Raw genomic sequence first — 16514 nt, 5'->3', positions numbered from 1 at the left:
CCCCGCCACCCCCCCCTCGGGCGCCCCCCACAGGCCACGATTTCCCACGCCCCCCACCCCCCCCCCCGCCCCCGGGGGGGGGGCGCGCCGCCCGTCTGGCCGCCGAGAGACCCGGCCGCCGGAGCTGCGGGCACCGGGTCGGCGGCCTCCGCGGGACCCACCGCCGACGGCCCGTGGGGCGACCCGCACCAGGCCGCGGATCCTGACGGCCCCGACCCCGCCGTCCCGCCCTGGGCCCCGGGCGCCGACGGCCGCGTCCGGCCCCCGGTCGACGATCCGTTCGTGCCCACGTCGGCCGGGCCGGTCCGCAGGCTGAGCCACGACGGCCTCCAGCCCGCCGTCCGCCGGGCGCTCGGCCTCGAGCTGCGCACCGCCCTGGAGCCGGGGGAGACCGTCGGCATCGTTGTCCCCGCCACGACGTGGGCCAGCCCGCAGACGACGCTCGCGGTGACCGACCGCCGCGTCCTCTGGCTGCTGGACGACGCGCCCGTCCATCGGGTCCGCGACCTCCTGCTCACGGACGTGGTGGCGGTCCGCGTCCGGCCGCCGAGGCCCTGGCGGGGGGCGGCCCAGGTCGTCTGCACCGACCGGCGCGGCCGCCGGACGACGTTCGGCGAGCTCGAGCCCGCCACCGCCGAGGCCATCGCGCGACGCGTGACGGCGGGCCGCGAGGCGCGGTCCGACGGGACTGCCGCACGCGGCAGCGCGCCAAGCTGACGCGTCATCGCCCCGGACGGCTAGGATGCAGCGCGCTATGGACGACTGGTCGCTCGCAATCACCCTCCTCCTCGGCGTCATCGTGCTGGCGTTCGGGATCGATCTCGCCGCGGGCGCCGTCTGAGCCCGGGCTGAGCGGCCCGGCGCGGCCCACGGGGTCCGCGCCGTCCGACCTGGGGCCCTTCGCCGCCGGGCAGACGGTGCGGCACGGCAGACGGTCCCGACGCGCCCACTCGGTGGCGACGCGCCACCTTGCACGACGGAGTGCGGGGCGCACCCGTGCCGGCCACTACGGTCCGCCGGCCGATGGTGCACCCGACTCCTCGCGCCGCGGTCCTCGCACTGACCGCCGGCCTCATCCTCGTCCCGTCCGCGGGCGCCGTGTCCACCCAGTCCCTCCAGGGGAAGCTCGACGCGCAACAGCGGCGTGAGCAGGGCACGCGACAGGGGCTGCACGCCGACCGCGCCCGCCTGAAGCAGGTCACGGCCCGCGTGCAGGAGCTCGAGGCGCAGCTCGCGCCGCTGGACTCCGACCTGCAGCGCGACGCGGCCCGGCTCGACGAGATCCAGACGGAGCTCCGGCAGACCCGCAGCAGCCTGGTCAAGCTCCGCGCCGAGACGGTCCGCGACCGCCGCGTCCTCGCCAGCCAGCTCGTCGCCCAGTACGAGGACCCCCGACCAGGCCTGGCGGAGGTCGTCCTCGACGCCCGCGGCTACTCCGACCTGCTGTCGCGCGTCGGGCAGCTCAAGCAGGTCGCCGAGCGCAACGCCCAAGTCACCGTCACGGTCAAGAAGGCCAAGGACGCGGCCGACAGGGCGGAGAAGCACCTCGCCGAGCTCTCCGAGTCCGAGGCCGCCACCGTCGCCACCGAGCGCACCCGCCGCGACGCCGTCGCCCACGTGCGGCTCGAGGTCGTCCAGCAGCAGGCGTCGATCGAGCGCTCCCGCGACCGCCACAGCGCGAAGCTCTCCGCGCTCGGGCGCAAGGAGGACGCGCTGCGCAAGCAGCTCGTGAAGGCCCAGCGCGCCGCCGCGAAGGCCGCCGGGGTGCCGCTGTCGGGCGGGACGAGCCCGCAGGGCGGCTACGGCTTCTTCCCCGCCGCCGGGACGAACTACGGCGTGCACGACGAGCCCGAGCTGGCGACCCGCCTGGCGAAGATGGCCAACGAGCTGCACCTGCACCTGATCGGCCTGTCGGGCTACCGGACGCCGCAGCACTCGGTCGAGGTCGGCGGCTTCGCCAACGACCCGCACACCCGCGGGGAGGCGTCCGACACGCCCGGACTCGAGGGCGTGCCCGAGGCGACCCTCAACGCCTACGGGCTCACGCGGCCCTTCGCCGGCGCGGCGGAAGCGGACCACGTGCAGCTCCACGGCGCCGGATGAGCGGCTCTGCGCCGCGTTCGAGCGGGACGGCGCCAGGACGCCGGATCGTGCGGCGCGGACGGGTCCCGCGCAGGGCTACCCTCGGTCGATGACGACGTCCGCGTCCCGCCGTCTCGCGGTCCCGCTCGCCCTCGCCGTCGTCGCGGTGGGCGTCCTCGCCGGGTGCGGCTCGGGGGACGATCCGGTCGCCACAGGTGGTACGGCCACCGACGCGGCGAAGACGACACCGACCACCGAGACCGGTCCCGCGACCACGATCACGCGCTGGCCGCAGCGGTCCGGACGCGACGGCACCACCGACGTGAACGTCCAGCTGTCGGCTGCGCCCGCGCCCGGGTCCCCGCGCCCGACGCTCTCGCCCCACGTCGCCGGCACCTGGTCGACGCACGGGACCACCGAGGTCTTCACGCCCGCGTCGACGCTCACGCCGTGCGGCAGCTACACGCTGAAGGTCCCCGCCAAGACGACCGGCGCCGGGCAGTCGGCGCTCGGGCGGACCCGGACGGCGCACCTGAAGGTCGCCTGCCCGTCGACCCGTGCGGCCCAGAACGCCCTCGCGCACCTGCGCTACCTGCCCGTCCGCGTCAGCGGCGGGGGGACCACCGCCCTGTCCTCGTCGGGCACCGTCACGCGACGCGAGGCGGCGAAGCAGCTGTTCCATCCCACCGGCCGGCTGGTCGCGCGCTACGACGACGCGCCGAAGGTGACCAAGGGCCAGGTGACGCCGGCGCTCCAGGGGGCGATCATGGCCTTCCAGCACCGCCGCGGGCTGCAGGTCGACGGCCTGATGGGCCCGGCGACGTGGCGGGCCCTGCTGGCCGCCGAGACGCAGGACCAGCGCGCACAGGGCACCTACACCTGGGTGACGGTCCACAAGGGCGGCAACGAGAGCCTCACGGTCCACCGGGCGGGGGCGACCGTCTTGACCACCGTCGCCAACACCGGCGCGCCGGGCGCCGAGACGCCGTCGGGCTCGTTCCCGGTCTTCGAGCACGTCCCCGCGTCGGACATGAGCGGCACGAACCCCGACGGGTCCCACTACAGCGACCCCGGCGTGCCGTGGGTCAGCTACTTCCACAACGGCGACGCGGTCCACGGCTTCGAGCGCGCGTCGTACGGCAGCCAGCAGTCCGCGGGCTGCGTCGAGCTGCCGATCGCCACGGCGAAGAAGGTCTACGGGATGCTCGACATCGGGACCCTCGTCGTCGTGTCGACCTGAGGCGGACCGGACCGGGATCCGGCCCGCGTCGGCCGGCGAGGACCACGCCCGCCGGCGCCTGCACGCCGCTCAGTCGGCGAGCTCCGCGCGCAGGTGGACGAGCAGGGCGTCCAGCGACGGGGCGATGACGCCGCCGGACGCCTCGACGAAGGAGACGACCTGCAGGTTCAGCGGGACACCGGCCTCGCCGGCCTCGCGGAAGTCGCTGCGGATGCCGAAGCAGCGCAGGCCGAGGCCCGCGGCGTAGCCGAGCTCGGCGACCGTGCCGCTGTCGGCCTCCTGCCCGTCGAGCTGCGCGATCAGGAGTGACGACGAGCGAATCGCCTCGATGTTCCTGCGCCCGATCTCGAGGGCGATCTCGCGGTCGCGCCCCGCGGCGTGGGCCTCGGCGACCTCGTCCTCCGTGGTCAGCGACCACGGGTCGACGGGCTCGACGAGCTCCGCCAGCGCCGGCAGCAGCACGTCGTTGTACCAGGGGCGGGTCGTCTCGGAGAAGCCGAGCGGGGACGCGACGTAGCAGCGGGGGCGGGGCACCCCGGAGACGGTAGCGGCCCTCCCGGCCGGGGTCCACGGGGCCCGTTGCTAGCGTCGGGCCATGACGAAGCTCGGCACCACGGACCTCGACGTCTTCCCCCTGAACCTCGGCGGCAACGTCTTCGGCTGGACGGCCGACGAGGCGACGTCCCACGCCGTCCTCGACGCGTACGCCGACGCGGGCGGCAACTTCGTCGATACGTCGGACTCGTACATGGCCTCCGTCCCCGGCAACGTGGGCGGCGAGTCCGAGACGATCATCGGCTCGTGGCTGCGGCGCCGCGGCCGCCGCGACGACGTCGTCATCGCCACGAAGGTCTCGCAGCACCCGGAGCGCAAGGGGCTGGGCCACGACAACATCCTGGCGGCCGCCGAGGACTCGCTGCGCCGCCTGGGCACGGACCACATCGACCTCTACTACGCGCACTTCGACGACGAGCACACGCCGCTGCAGGAGTCCCTCTCGGCGTTCGACGAGCTCGTGCGGTCGGGCAAGGTCCGCTACGTCGCCGGGTCCAACTACTCGCCGGCGCGGCTGCAGGAGGCCCTGGACATCCAGGACCGCGAGGGGTATGCGCGCTGGGTCGCGCTGCAGCCGCACTACAACCTCGTCGAGCGCGCCGGCTACGAGGACGGCGGGCTGCGCGCCATCGCCGAGTGCGAGGGCCTGGCCGTCCTGCCGTACTTCGCGCTGGCCAAGGGGTTCCTGACCGGCAAGTACCGCGGCGAGGGCGCGGGGGACAGCCCGCGCGCCCGCGGGGCGGAGGCCTACCTGGACGACCGCGGCCGCCGGGTGCTCGCGGCGCTGGACGAGGTCGCCGCTGCGCACGACGCGCCGGTCACCGCGGTCTCGATCGCCTGGCTCGCGGCGCGTCCGACGGTGACGGCGCCGATCGCCAGCGCCCGCAACGTCGCGCAGCTCGACGCGCTGCTGCAGGGAGCGAAGCTGACGCTCGCGGACGACGAGGTCGCCGCGCTGGACGCCGCCTCGGCCTGAGGGCCGGCGGGCCCCGGGCGACGCCGGCCGACCCGACCGGTCAGCCGCCGATCGGCGACGGTGGTCGACCCCGTCGCAACCGGCACCGGACGCCGGCGCTCGCTCAGTCGGCCGCGACGGGCGCCGCCACCGGCGTCCGGCCGCGGCCCGGGATGGCGACCGAGATCACGACGGCCACGGCCAGCGCGCCCGCGCACATCAGGAAGCCGGCCTGGTACGAGCCCTCCGACGGGGAGCCGGTTGAGGCCAGCACGCCGCCGGCCAGCAGGGTCCCGGCCAGCTGCGCGCCGAGCGCGCCGCCGATCGTCCGCATCACGGTGTTCATCCCCGTGGCGATGCCGGTCTGGTCCTGCCGGACCGCCACGACGATGAGGTTCGCCAGTGCCGCGAAGGAGAGGCCGAGCCCGACGCCGATCAGCGCGGAGGCGAGGTAGACCTCCCAGTGCGAGCCGTGGGCGAACGCCAGCAGTCCGTAGGCGACCGCGGTCACCGCGCAACCGACCAGCAGCGACGCCCGCGCGCCGAACCGACGCTCGATCACGCCGGTGAACTGGCCGACCAACAGCATGGCGATCGTCGACGGCAGCAGGAACAGGCCGGCGGCCGTCACCGACGACCCGAACCCGTAGCCCGTCGACGCGTCCTCCTGCACGAACTGCGGGATCAGGATGAAGGACGTGTAGAGGCCGACGCCGACCAGCAGGGCCGCGACGTTCGTCGTCCAGACGCCGCGGATCCGCATCATCCGCATGTCGACGAGGGGTTCCTTCGCGCCGTTCTCGTTGCGGATCCAGGCCTCGAGGACGAGGAGCGAGACGACGATCATGCCCAGCGTCTTCGGGGAGCCCCAGCCCCAGTCCGACGCCTGGCTGACGCCGAGCAGCAGCACGGACAGGCCCACGGAGAGCAGCGCCGCGCCGGCCCAGTTGATCGTCCCGGGGGCCCGGATCGGCGATTCGGGGACGTAGCGCCAGGTGAGGAACGCCGAGAGGATGATCGCCACCAGCGGGATCCAGAACAGCCAGTGGTAGTTCAGGTTGTCGACGATCACGCCGGCGAGGACGACGCCGAGGCCGCCGCCGATCCCGAGCAGCGACGACATCATGCCGATCGCGCCGGCGACGCCCTGCTTGGGGAACTCGTCGCGGATGATCGCGAAGGCCAGCGGGAAGATGCCGCCGGCGGCGCCCTGCACGACGCGGCCGGCGATCAGCAGCGGCAGCGACGTCGCGACGGCCGACATCAGCGTGCCCACGCCGAGGGCGATGAGCACCCAGAAGAGGACGCGCTCCTTGCCGTAGATGTCGCCGAGGCGGCCCAGGATCGGCGTCGCGACGGACGCGGCGAGCAGGTACGAGGTGAGGATCCAGCTGACCGCGGACGCCGATGCGCCGGTCGCCTGCTGGATGTCGGGCAGCGCGGGGGCCACCAGCGACTGCAGCAGCGAGTAGGCCACCGCGCCGAGGGACAGGACCGCGAGCGTGACGCGGGGCGATGATCGACGAGGGGCGACGGACTGGGACACGACGGAGCTCCGGACAGGGACTGAAGACGACGACAGCCCGGGGCAAGTGGACCGCTGCCGCATACAAGTGTTGCACGGAACGGACCCGGGTCCGCGACGCTCGGGGCTCGCCCGGGTCGCGCGCCGGTACCCTCCGCCCGTGAGCGCGACGCCCTCCGATCCGACCCCCGCCGCGTCCGACGCGGGACCGGACCCCGCGGCGGCGTCGGTCGACCCGGCCGGGGGTCCCGGCGTGACGGACGGCGCGCCCGGCGCCCCGGCCGATCCGACCCCGGCCTCGGAGGGCGCGCGCCCGCTGACCGGCCCGGCCTCGGCACGCGCGGCCGTCGAGCCCCCGTCGCTCCTCGACGCCGTGGGTGGCCCGCTCGGCATCGCCGAGTCGTCGGTGCCCGCCGCGCTGTTCGTCGCCGTCTACACGATCTTCGGGCACGACGCCACGATCGCGGCGATCGTCGCGGTCGTCGTCGGCGCGGCGCTGACGATCGCGCGCCTGACCAAGGGCCAGACGCTGCAGTTCGCGCTGTCGGGCCTGTTCGGGATCGCGCTGGCGGGCTTCATCGTCGCCAAGACCGGCAACGCGTCGGACTTCTTCCTGCCCGGCATCCTCCTGAACGTCGCCTACGCGACGGCCTACTTCGTGTCGATCGTGGTGCGCTGGCCGATCATGGGCCTGCTGATCGGCAGCCTCACGGGGGAGCCCACCGCCTGGCGGAAGGATCCCCTGCTCGCGCGGACGTACACCCGGGTGACGTGGATCTGGGTCGGCCTCTTCGCGCTGCGGCTCGTCGTCCAGCTGCCGCTGTACCTGGCGGACTCCGTCACCGTGCTCGGCGTGGCGAAGGTCGCGATGGGGATCCCGCTGTTCGCGCTCGGCATCTGGCTGACGTACCTCGTGGTCCAGCGGGCGACCGCCGGCGCGCCCGCCGCCACGCCGCCCGCCGCGGCGGCCTGAGCCGCGGGGCAGCGCTCCCTCAGCGGACCGGCCATCCCGGACGAGCGCGTCCCGTCGGCGACGCCGGCCGACGATGCGGCCTGGCCGCGCCCCCGGTCCGCCGGCGCAGACCGGTCGATCCCGGCTCAGCCGTCGACCCGCTCGAGCGCCGGGGACTCGCCCCCGGCGTCGCGCAGCAGGTCGCGCACGGCGTCCTCCAGGGCGATCCGGCCCTCCGGGTCGATGAAGGCCTCCGGCCCCCCGAGCTCGGCGACGCGGGCCGCGATCGTCCAGCCGTCGTCGAAGCGGTCGAAGACCCGGGGGTCGACGTAGGACGCGCGGGCGACGGCCGGCGTGTTGCCGAGGAAGTACGCGACCTCCTTGACCGTGTCGCTCACCGCGCGGTCGTGCTCGCGCTCGGTCAGGTCGTCGTCGGCCTTGACCGCGACGCCGAGCGCCGCGAGCACCGTCCCGTTCCAGGTGCGGAAGTCCTTCGCGGAGCACTCGCCGGCGTGCTCCTTGAGGTAGTCGTTGACGTCCGAGGGGTGCAGCTCGCGCCACGAGCGGCCGTCCTTGTAGGCGAGCAGCCGGTTCTTGCTGCCGCGCCGCCTCTTGAGCCGCTCGACGACGTCGACGACCTCGTGGTCGGCGATGACCTGGACGCGACGCTTCCCGCCCTTCGCCGCGTAGTCGAAGACGAGCTGGTCGTCGTCGACCTTCACGTGGCGTTGCTCGAGCGTGGCGACGCCGTAGGTCTCGTTCTCCGCGGCGTAGTCCTCGGACCCCAGGCGGAAGAACCCGAGGTCGAGGAGCCGGACGGCGCAGGCCAGCGCGCGCTCGCGGGGGAGGCCCTCCAGGCGCAGGTGCTCCAGCAGCGTGGCGCGGAGCTTCGGCAGGCGGGCGGCGAACTCCAGGACGCGGTCGAACTTCTCGGCGTCGCGCTGCTCGCGCCAGGCGTCGTGGTACCGGTACTGGGTGCGGCCGGCCTCGTCGACACCCGTCGCCTGGACGTGCCCGTTCGCGTGCGGCGAGATCCAGACGTCCTTCCAGGCGGGCGGCAGGACGAGCTCCTCGATCCGCTCGACGGTCGCCTCGTCCGTCACCTTCTCGCCGTCGGCGTCGCGGTAGTAGAAGCCCTTCCCGGCGCCGACGCGGGAGATCCCGGGCTTGGTGAGATCGGACCGGCGCAGGCGCGTCATGCAGCGGCTCCTGTGCCCGCGCGGCGGGGACGGAAACCGCGGCGCCGGCGGACGGACCGGATCATCCGGCCTGCGCCGGCGCGCGGCCCGCGGTCCGGAGCTCGGCCGGGCCGGGCGGACCAGACGGACCACCGCAGCCGGCCGCCCCGTCGGGGACGGTCGGCGAGGTGGGGAGGCGCGGCGGCGGTCGCCCCGTGCGACCGCCGACCGACCGCCTCCGGTCGCTACCGCAGCGCGGTCGTGCGGGCGGACACGCCCGACGTCGCCTTCTGCGCCTTGGCGCCCGAGACCGTCGAGGTGACGGTCACGCGCGTCCGGCTGGTCAGGCGGCGCGTGCTCGACGCGACGACCGTCACCCGGCCGGTGCCCGTCCGGGTGATCGTCCGGCGGCTGCCCGCGACGCGGACGCTCGCGCGCACCGCGGCCTTCTTCGTCGTGCTCGTGGTGGCCGAGCGCACCGTGCAGGAGACCGCGCGGCGGTTGCGGACGAGCTTGCAGGAGACGGTCAGGCGCGGGGTCGAACCCTTGTCGCCCTTCGCACCCTTGTCGCCCTTGGATCCCTTGTCGCCCTTCGCACCCGGTGCGCCGGTCGCGCCGGTGGCCCCGGGCCCGCCGGTCGCGCCCGTGTCACCGTGGGCGCCGTCCTGGCCGTTCGTGCCGCTCTGCCCCGCCGCACCGGTCTGGCCCGTCGGACCCGTCGCGCCGGTGTCGCCCTTGGGACCGGCCGCCCCGTCCTCGCCCGGCGTGCCGGGAGGGCCCGCCGGGAGCCCGACGCTCGTGGCCTGCAGGGCGACCGTCTGGTCGCCGTCGGCGGCGTTCGTGCCGAACGTCAGCGTCGCCTTCGACGTGGCGTTCTCCCGCGACGGCGCGAACCGCACCAGGACGCGGCAGCTGCCGCCCGCCGGGACCTCGGTGCCCTCGCAGGCGTCCGAGGACACGAGGAAGTCGCCCGTGGACGCCTCGTCGAACGCGGTCAGCGTCACGGAGCCCACCTTCAGCGGCTGGTCGCCGGCGTTCTGCACCGTCACCCACTGCCCCGTGCTGATCGTGCCGACCGGCTGCGCCGTGAAGACGGGCGTGCTCGCGACGAAGCGCGGGCCCGGGCCGCTGTAGGGCGTCACCTGGATCGTCTTCGTCGTCGTGACCGGGGCCAGCGACGCGTCGTCGGTGTAGGCGCGCATCGACTGGTTGGTGACCGAGACCTGGACGGCGCCGGCGTGCAGGCCGGTGAGCTGCCGCGTCTCGGGGTCGAGGATCGCGGTCTTGCCGGCCTTGCGGGCGGCGTCGATCGCGGCCTGGCCGGAGCCGATCGCCAGTCCCGCGTCACCGCCCCAGTGCACGGACATCGGGTAGGCCAGCGGGACGACCCGCGTGCCGGTGCTGACGCCGGAGGGCTGGACGATGCTGCCCGACAGCGGCGCCGAGGTGCTGACCTCGAGCGACTCGGGCGTGTTGAGGGTGATCGACTGCGCGAACGCGTTGACGTCGGCGGTCAGCCACGGCTGGCCGGCGTCGTCGTCCGGGTCCACCGTCCAGCGGAGGAAGCCGGTGAAGCCACCGCGGTCCGGCGTGCCGTACGGATCCTTGCCCGAGGACGGCAGCACCGTGTACGGCACGCCCTCCAGCCGGTGCACGTCGGCGATCTGCGCGTGCGAGCCGACCATCGAGACGCCCTTGCCGCTGTCCTTGCGGAAGTCGGAGAGGAGCTTCTCGATCAGCGCGACCTCGGTCCGGTCGCCGAGCTGGCTGGACTTCGTCTCCGCCGGGTCGTCGACGGGGTGGTGGGCGAAGACCATGACGTTCTTGACGCCGTCGTCGCCGCGGGCCTCGGCCAGCGCCTGCTGGAGCATCGGCAGCTGGTCGAACCTCGAGCTGCGGAGGTTGCCGTAGGCCGAGTCGAGGATCACGAACCGCGTCCCCTTGTGGTCGAACGTGCCGTACGGCTGGCCGAACTCGGCCTCGAACGGCGCGGTCGTCGCCTGGACGTTCCCGAGCCCGTAGGACTCGTGGTTGCCCGGCAGGTAGTAGCAGGGGGTCGTGGTGTCGTCGGGCGCGGGCGTGTCGTCACGGCCGATCGTGGACGTCAGCGGGATCAGCCGGCAGCCGCCCTCCTCGAGGGTCTGGCGGGCGAGCGTCATGTCCTGCGGCAGGCCGCGGTCGGTGATGTCGCCGTTGAGGACGATCAGGTCCGGCTTGGTGGCGCGGATCCGCTCGAGGGCGGCGACGCCGACCTTCGTCAGCTCCGGCGAGTCGGCCGTGAACTGGACGTCCGACAGGGTCGCGAAGGACCAGTCGTTCGCGTCCGTCGGGATGCGCCCGTCGGGGGAGAACAGCGGGTCGGCCCTCAGGGGCTCGGTCGGCGGGATCTCGACCTCGCTCGGCACGTCGGCCTGGATCGAGCGGACGGTGTAGTTGCCCGTCGCCTGGTTGGCGGTGTTCGTCTCGATGCCCTGGAACGAGTTGAAGCGCAGCGGGAACGTGACGCCGGCGGGGACCGTGAAGTTCAGGTCCTGCTCGGTGCCCTTCCCGTTCATCGCGAGGTTCGTCACGGGATCGGTCTGCGCATAGAGCCCGTAGCTCTTGCCCGTGGCGTCGAAGAGGCCCATGTACGCGAGCGACGCGCTGTGGCTCGACGTCACCTTCAGGCGGATCGTCAGCGGCTGGCCCGGGATCGGGATCTGTCGCGCGGCGACGCTCGAGGCGGTGAAGCCGAAGTTCCGCGACGAGTTGTAGGCGACGTTCAGGCCACCGGGCGTGTCCGTGAAGACCGTCCCGTTGCCGGCGGTGCCGTTGACGGCCCAGCGGCCGGCGGCGGCGCCCCCGTCGTCGAACGAGTAGAGCGTCTTCGTCTCGACGCCGATCGAGATCGGCAGCTTCGCCGTCTGGCCCGCGACCTTCACGGTCAGGACGGTGCCGCCGGACTTCAGCGGCGTGATCTTCAGGCCCGCGCCGTCGGGCGCGATCCGCACGACGTCGTGGTCGTAGTCGAGGTCGAGGTCCTGGGACTCGACCGGGGCGGTGTAGCCCTGGCCGTCGCGGCCGGTGACCGACAGCGACACGGCGCTGGACGCGCCGGCGGCCGAGAATGACAGGCGGCCCGTCGACAGCTCGAGCGTGCGCAGGGCGCGGAGGACCCGCACCTGCTCGTCGGCCTGCGCCCCGTCGGTGCGGCCGCGGACGGTGACGGTCGTGTCGGCCGTGTCGGGGGCGCGGAGCACGCCGCCGTCCACGGACCCGGCGTCGGAGGACCAGCGGACGTCGCCGCGGGCCAGCGGCACGGGCGTGTCGTGGTCGTCGACGGCCTTCGCCGTCAGGGTGCGGTGCAGGCCGGGGAAGACCGTCGCCTCGCGGCTGGAGTCGTCGTCGGTCTTGCCGGCCGGCACGGCGGCGTCCAGGACGAGGTCGTCGACCTGGCCGTCGCCGGGCGTCACGAAGAGCCCGACGCCGTTGGGGTCGGAACGCCCCGTGCCGTCGGAGGGCACGTTGCGGACCGTCGCCGACGTGTCGCCCAGGGCGCGGGCGACCATCGTGGTCGAGCCGCCGCCGTCGAGGTTGACGGCCGTCTGCGCACCGAGGTCGGCCATCATCTGGGCCTCCTTGGTGAGCGTGACGCCGCCGTTGCCGGTGCCGCCGGGGCCGTCGACCGTCTGCATGATCAGCGTGCGGCCCCCGTCCTTGAAGCCGATCGCCGTGCGGGGCGCGATCGCCGTGTCGCCGATGTTCTGCGCGACGCCGCCGGTGACGAGCTGGGTGTCCGCGCCGATCGCGAACTGGAGGTTCTTCGCGGTGTCGGGGTTCAGGCCGTAGGAGAGCTCGACCGGGTCACCGACCGCCAGGGTCTTCAACGCGTCGGCGCCGGTGCCGGCGCCGACCAGCGCCGTCGTGCCGTCGGGCAGCTGGCCGGCCGCGGGGGCGGCGGCCGCCTGGACGACCTTGCCGCCGGAGACGAGGATCTCCGCGACGTTGCCGCCCGTGACCTGGGTCGCGCGGGTGTAGGCGCCCCAGTTCTGGTCGTAGGCGCCGATCGCGTTGGCCCCGACGTTCACCTTGTTCAGGCCGCTCAGCGCGTGGGCCTCGCCGCCGAACGTGGCCTTGCCGTCCAGCGCGAGGGTCAGGAGTTGGGCGATCCCGTCCTTGCCGACGCCGAAGCTCCGGCCACCGTTGCGGTCGCCGGACTTGATGAGCTGCCCGCCGCCGACCTCGAAGCCGAGCGCGGCCCCGGAGTTGCCGATGTCGAAGAAGTCGCCGTTGATCCCGGCGACCGCGCCGGCGGCGTTGACCTGGTCGGTCAGGGGCGAGCCCTTGGCGACCTTGCCGGACGTGAGCAGGTCGGAGCCGACGGCGGCGCCTGCGAGGTCGGCGGTGACGACCTGGCGGTTGACCCAGCCGGTGGTCTCCAGGTACTGCTGGTGGCGCAGGGTGATGCCCGGGCCGAGGGTCTCCGTGTGGTCGACCACCGCGAGGGGGTCGGCGGCGTGGGCCGCTGAGGGCAGGACGACGAGGACCGCGAGCGCGGCCATGGGCACGCGCCACCGACGGGCGCGTGAAGGGCTTCCGGACACCGGAGCTCCTGGGATCGTGGGGACCGCCGCGCGGGGGACCGCGTCGGGCGGGGGATGGAGCACCGCGGTCCGGTCGAGGAGACCGGAGCGGTGCCGACGTCACTCTGCGCTCCGGTACGCCGTCAACGTGTATCCGGCCGGTATCCACTTCGTGAACACGAGTGAACAAGGGGCGACAGGCTCGATCGTGGGCCCTCGGCGTCGCCTCCAGGGAGACGCCGGGCGGTCTCCGGGGCCGATGCGGGCCGCCGGCCAACCGTCAGAGGACGACGTCGGGGATGCCGGCGGACGGCGTCGTGGCCAGGAACGCGGCGGCCATCACGGCGCCCACGGCCCGGAGCGACGGCCGCTCGGCGCCGACGTCGACCTGCCCGAGCGCCCGGCCGAGCAGCAGGTCGATCATCCCGAGCAGCTCCCCGGTCGGGCCGGTGTCCCGCGTCTGGGCCGCGGAGCGGGCGAGCGCGATCGCCTCGGACGGGTCCTGCCCGTGGAACGACAGCTGCGCCGCCACGCAGGCGTAGGACGCGACCCGCTCGAGCTCGAGGGTCCGCGGCCCGATCGCCGCCGCGCCCGGCGCCGGACCGAGGTCGAGCGGGTCCTCGCCCGCGAGCAGGCGCGCGAGCTGCCCGCCGGCGATCTCGCGGAAGACGTCGGTCCCGAGGCCCACCGCGGCCGCGCAGCGCAGGCTCGCGAAGGCCGTGAACTGGCCGGGGCCGTAGGGCATGTCGCTCGCGTAGAGGACGTTGCCCGGCGGGATCGTCGCGTAGAGCTGGAGGATGTCGGCGGGGTGCCACCAGGCGGTGTCGAAGAGGAGGTTCGGCAGCCGGGCGGCCGCCTCGGCGAGCGTGCCGAGATCCGAGACCGCCGCGTGGGCGAGGATCAGCCGCGCGTCCGGGTACCGCTCCGCGAGCCGGACCGCCGCCTCCCCGAGCTGCGGGATGCCGCGCCCGGCGTGGAACAGCACCGGCCCCCGCCGCTCGGCCACCAGGGCGACGACCGCCTCGACGTCGGGGTGGGTCAGCGCGAACGCGTCGCTGCGGGGATGGAGCTTGAAGCCGAGCGCCCCGGCGTCCAGGCAGCGGCGCGCCTCGTCGAGAGCGCCAGGAGACCCCGGCGCGATCCGGGCAAGCGGCAGCAGGCGTCCGCCGGACGCCGCGCACGCGCGCAGGACGACGTCGTTGGCGTCGCGGTAGCCGTCGGGCTCGTGCATCGCGAACGTCAGCGCCCGGCGGTGGCCGGACGCGTCGAGGCCGGCGAGGATCTCGTCGGCGGTCGCCGTCATCCCGTCCGGGTCGTTCTGCCCGATGTGGGTGTGCGCGTCGAACCAGTCGAGGTCCCCGTGCGGCGCCGCGCCCGCGGCGTAGAGGACGTCGATCTCGGAGCCGGCGGGCATGTCGCGAGGCTACTTCGCGGCGTCGTCGAGGTCGATCCGCGGGGCGTTCCAGTCGATCCGGTCCAGCTGCGCCCGCAGCCGCGCGCCGCGCGCGGGATGGACCTGTGCGACCCACGCCACGCGGCCGCGGACGTGGGCCTCGAACGCGGCGCCCAACCCCCGGCGGTCGGCGACCCGGGGCCCGTGGTGCTCGGCCTCGTGCAGCAGCGCCCGCAGCCGGTCGACGTCGCGCCGGGGCACCGACGGGCGCTCGTTGACGACGATCCCGCACAACGACTGCCGGCCCTCGCGGGCCAGCACGCGGGTCTTCGCCGCGTTGACGCGGAAGCCCTCGGCGGCGGCGATCGCGGTGACGGTCGCCTCGAGCTCGTACGCGCGGCGCGCCAGGTGCCGGCCTCCGGACAGCGCCAGGTCGTCGGCGTAGCGCGAGTACGTCAGGCCGAGGGAGCGGGCGAGGCCGTCGAGTCGCCGGTCCAGCCGGAACGCCGCGAGGTTCGCCAGCGCGGGGGAGGTCGGCGCGCCCTGCGGGAGGTGCGGCTCGGCGAGCCGGCGACCGAGGCGGTGGTGCCGCGCGATCGCGGGCGGCTCGGACGGCCGCGGGATCCGGGCCCAGAAGCTGTACGGGACGACGTTGGTCGTCAGGCCGACGATCGCGTGCGCGACGGGCTCGGCGTATCCGGCGGTCCGCAGGATCCCGAACACGCGCCCGGCGGTGACCTGAGCGAAGAAGTCCTCGAGGTCCATCCGGACGAGCACCGGCCGGCCGACGTGGCGGGCCGCGTGGTCCACGACGGAGCGGCCGGCGACGAAGCCGCAGGCGGCGTCGTGCGGCGGGATCGACCCGAGGACCTCGCGCAGGAGGACGCGCTGGGCCGCCTTCAGGCGCGCCTTCGGGCGCTCCAGCACCCGCGGCGGACCGCCGGCCCGCGGGTGCTGCGTGTAGCGGTACCCGCGCAGGCGCTCGTCCGGGACCCCGCGCTCGAGGCCGCGGACGTCGGCGAGCCAGTCCAGCGCGCCCGGGTCGCGCTCGCCGACCAGGCGCCCGAGATCCGCGACCGCCGGCAGCGGGGCGACGGGCCACCGCGCCGCGCCCATCGCCGTCGGGGGCGCGTAGCGGCGCCGCACCCGCGCGTTCGGCGGCCAGGCCCCGCGCGTCGTTGACCCGCGGACCAGGTCGTCGACCTGCTGCGCGAAGGCCCGCGGGGCGTCGCGCGGCGGCTCGCGGTGCAGGAGGAGCACGGCCGTCACGATCCGGCCGGGGAGCTGCGGCCCGAGCGGCCGGACCGCCTGGCCGAGTCGCCGCAGCATCGCGGGCTCCGTCCACGGGCCCGCGAGGAGCGCCGCGGCGGCGGCCTGGGCGAGGTCGCTCGGCGGCGTGCCCGGCGGTGCCGGCGGGCGGGTCATCGGACACCCGCCCCAAGGGCGTGCTCCGACGGACGACGCGACCGCCGGCGGGCGCTGGCGACACTGGCCTGCGTGTGGGCGCCCGCACGCAGGCCGGCCGGCGCGCGGCCGTGACCGACGAGGCCGGCCGCAGCGCACGGTCCCGAGGACGACGACGGCGGCGGGGTCCGACCTCCTCGGTCGTGCGTGCGCATATCTGCGCGGAGCGGCAGCGGCGCGCACGCGATGCGATGTCCGGCCATCACCGGTGCCCCCGGGGGTACCCCGGAGCGGCCCGTGATCCCGGAGGGATCCGCGGTGCCGTCTCGGACCCCGCCGTCGTCCCGCCGAGCGTAGCCCGTGGGGCGGCGGGCCGGGAACGGGTCCCGGCGTCCGCGTCCGCCCGCACACCGCCTCGCGTCGTCCACCACACGCGCCGATCCTCGCAGAGCCGGATCGCGTGCATGCGCGCATCCGCCGAGGAGGAACCGGGACACCCACGCCGACGGGCTTGCTACGGTCTCCCGAGCCGAGTCGCCGGAGTCCCTTTCCGGCGAACGGGGGAACCAATCGACACCGGGGCTCATCCACCTCCCGGGGTGGAAGCGCGATCTTTCCGCGCTCGCCCGTCAGCTAACCCCGTAGGCCGACGAAAGAGAGCCGCACCC

The 16514-nt window shown here is 74.9% G+C and carries 11 protein-coding genes and 1 riboswitch; of the genes, 5 read left to right on the top strand and 6 right to left on the bottom strand.

Annotated features, from left to right (window positions below):
• The first annotated feature begins 282 nt into the window (after positions 1–282).
• The 3 genes from AB0L40_RS11725 to AB0L40_RS11715 all read left to right on the top strand — a co-directional run bounded on the left by AB0L40_RS11725 (position 283) and on the right by AB0L40_RS11715 (position 3322).
• Entirely contained in the window at positions 283–717 is a 435-nt protein-coding gene (locus AB0L40_RS11725) for a hypothetical protein (RefSeq protein WP_364353924.1), read from the top strand.
• A 306-nt stretch (positions 718–1023) separates the two neighbouring features.
• Positions 1024–2103, top strand: a complete 1080-nt coding sequence (locus AB0L40_RS11720) for a hypothetical protein (RefSeq protein WP_364353921.1) — start codon at positions 1024–1026, stop codon at positions 2101–2103.
• A gap of 88 nt (positions 2104–2191) precedes the next feature.
• Positions 2192–3322 (top strand): L,D-transpeptidase family protein, encoded by a 1131-nt coding sequence (locus AB0L40_RS11715; RefSeq protein ID WP_364353918.1) that lies wholly within the window; start codon positions 2192–2194, stop codon positions 3320–3322.
• 69 nt (positions 3323–3391) lie between these two features.
• Here the strand turns inward: AB0L40_RS11715 and AB0L40_RS11710 are convergent, their stop codons facing one another.
• The gene (locus AB0L40_RS11710; protein ID WP_364353915.1) at positions 3392–3856 is read right to left on the bottom strand and encodes a nucleoside 2-deoxyribosyltransferase; all 465 of its coding nucleotides are present in this window, start codon (positions 3854–3856) and stop codon (positions 3392–3394) included.
• A 61-nt stretch (positions 3857–3917) separates the two neighbouring features.
• Here AB0L40_RS11710 and AB0L40_RS11705 point away from each other — a divergent pair, with 61 nt between their 5' ends.
• Positions 3918–4853: an aldo/keto reductase gene (locus tag AB0L40_RS11705; RefSeq protein ID WP_364353912.1), complete on the top strand. Its 936-nt coding sequence runs from the start codon at positions 3918–3920 to the stop codon at positions 4851–4853.
• 103 nt (positions 4854–4956) lie between these two features.
• On the opposite strand, the gene AB0L40_RS11700 is transcribed toward AB0L40_RS11705, so the two are convergent.
• Positions 4957–6378 (bottom strand): MFS transporter, encoded by a 1422-nt coding sequence (locus AB0L40_RS11700; RefSeq protein ID WP_364353910.1) that lies wholly within the window; start codon positions 6376–6378, stop codon positions 4957–4959.
• Positions 6379–6517: 139 nt separating this feature from the next.
• On the opposite strand from AB0L40_RS11700, the gene AB0L40_RS11695 reads away from it, so the two are divergent.
• Complete coding sequence (locus tag AB0L40_RS11695) at positions 6518–7330, top strand: DUF3159 domain-containing protein (protein WP_364353907.1); 813 nt, start codon at positions 6518–6520, stop codon at positions 7328–7330.
• A gap of 125 nt (positions 7331–7455) precedes the next feature.
• Here AB0L40_RS11695 and AB0L40_RS11690 read toward each other — a convergent pair whose 3' ends face one another.
• The 4 genes from AB0L40_RS11690 to AB0L40_RS11675 form a co-directional block, all read right to left on the bottom strand.
• A complete protein-coding gene (locus tag AB0L40_RS11690) occupies positions 7456–8508 on the bottom strand; it encodes a DNA topoisomerase IB (RefSeq protein WP_364353904.1) in 1053 nt (350 codons plus the stop codon).
• 224 nt (positions 8509–8732) lie between these two features.
• The gene (locus AB0L40_RS11685; RefSeq protein WP_364353901.1) at positions 8733–13028 is read right to left on the bottom strand and encodes a phosphodiester glycosidase family protein; all 4296 of its coding nucleotides are present in this window, start codon (positions 13026–13028) and stop codon (positions 8733–8735) included.
• A gap of 301 nt (positions 13029–13329) precedes the next feature.
• Positions 13330–14463: an amidohydrolase family protein gene (locus AB0L40_RS11680; protein WP_364353898.1), complete on the bottom strand. Its 1134-nt coding sequence runs from the start codon at positions 14461–14463 to the stop codon at positions 13330–13332.
• 9 nt (positions 14464–14472) lie between these two features.
• Positions 14473–15867 carry a reverse transcriptase family protein gene (locus AB0L40_RS11675; protein WP_364353895.1) on the bottom strand — a complete coding sequence of 465 codons (1395 nt, stop codon included), beginning with the start codon at positions 15865–15867 and terminating at the stop codon, positions 14473–14475.
• Positions 15868–16363: 496 nt separating this feature from the next.
• Positions 16364–16509: riboswitch (cyclic di-AMP (ydaO/yuaA leader) on the top strand.
• Positions 16510–16514: the final 5 nt, after the last annotated feature.

Source organism: Patulibacter sp. NPDC049589, from assembly GCF_040675535.1.
In the GTDB taxonomy this organism is placed as follows: Bacteria; Actinomycetota; Thermoleophilia; order Solirubrobacterales; family Solirubrobacteraceae; genus Patulibacter.
Note: the sequence above shows the minus strand (reverse complement) of the source record. Positions and strands in the feature narration are given on the sequence as shown.

Coding starts and splice junctions, on each gene's coding strand:
- AB0L40_RS11720 (WP_364353921.1), top strand. CDS start 1,024: ATGGTGCACCCGACTCCTCGCGCCGCGGTCCTCGCACTGACCGCCGGC.
- AB0L40_RS11715 (WP_364353918.1), top strand. CDS start 2,192: ATGACGACGTCCGCGTCCCGCCGTCTCGCGGTCCCGCTCGCCCTCGCC.
- AB0L40_RS11705 (WP_364353912.1), top strand. CDS start 3,918: ATGACGAAGCTCGGCACCACGGACCTCGACGTCTTCCCCCTGAACCTC.
- AB0L40_RS11690 (WP_364353904.1), bottom strand. CDS start 8,508: ATGACGCGCCTGCGCCGGTCCGATCTCACCAAGCCCGGGATCTCCCGC.
- AB0L40_RS11685 (WP_364353901.1), bottom strand. CDS start 13,028: ATGGCCGCGCTCGCGGTCCTCGTCGTCCTGCCCTCAGCGGCCCACGCC.
- AB0L40_RS11680 (WP_364353898.1), bottom strand. CDS start 14,463: ATGCCCGCCGGCTCCGAGATCGACGTCCTCTACGCCGCGGGCGCGGCG.
- AB0L40_RS11675 (WP_364353895.1), bottom strand. CDS start 15,867: ATGACCCGCCCGCCGGCACCGCCGGGCACGCCGCCGAGCGACCTCGCC.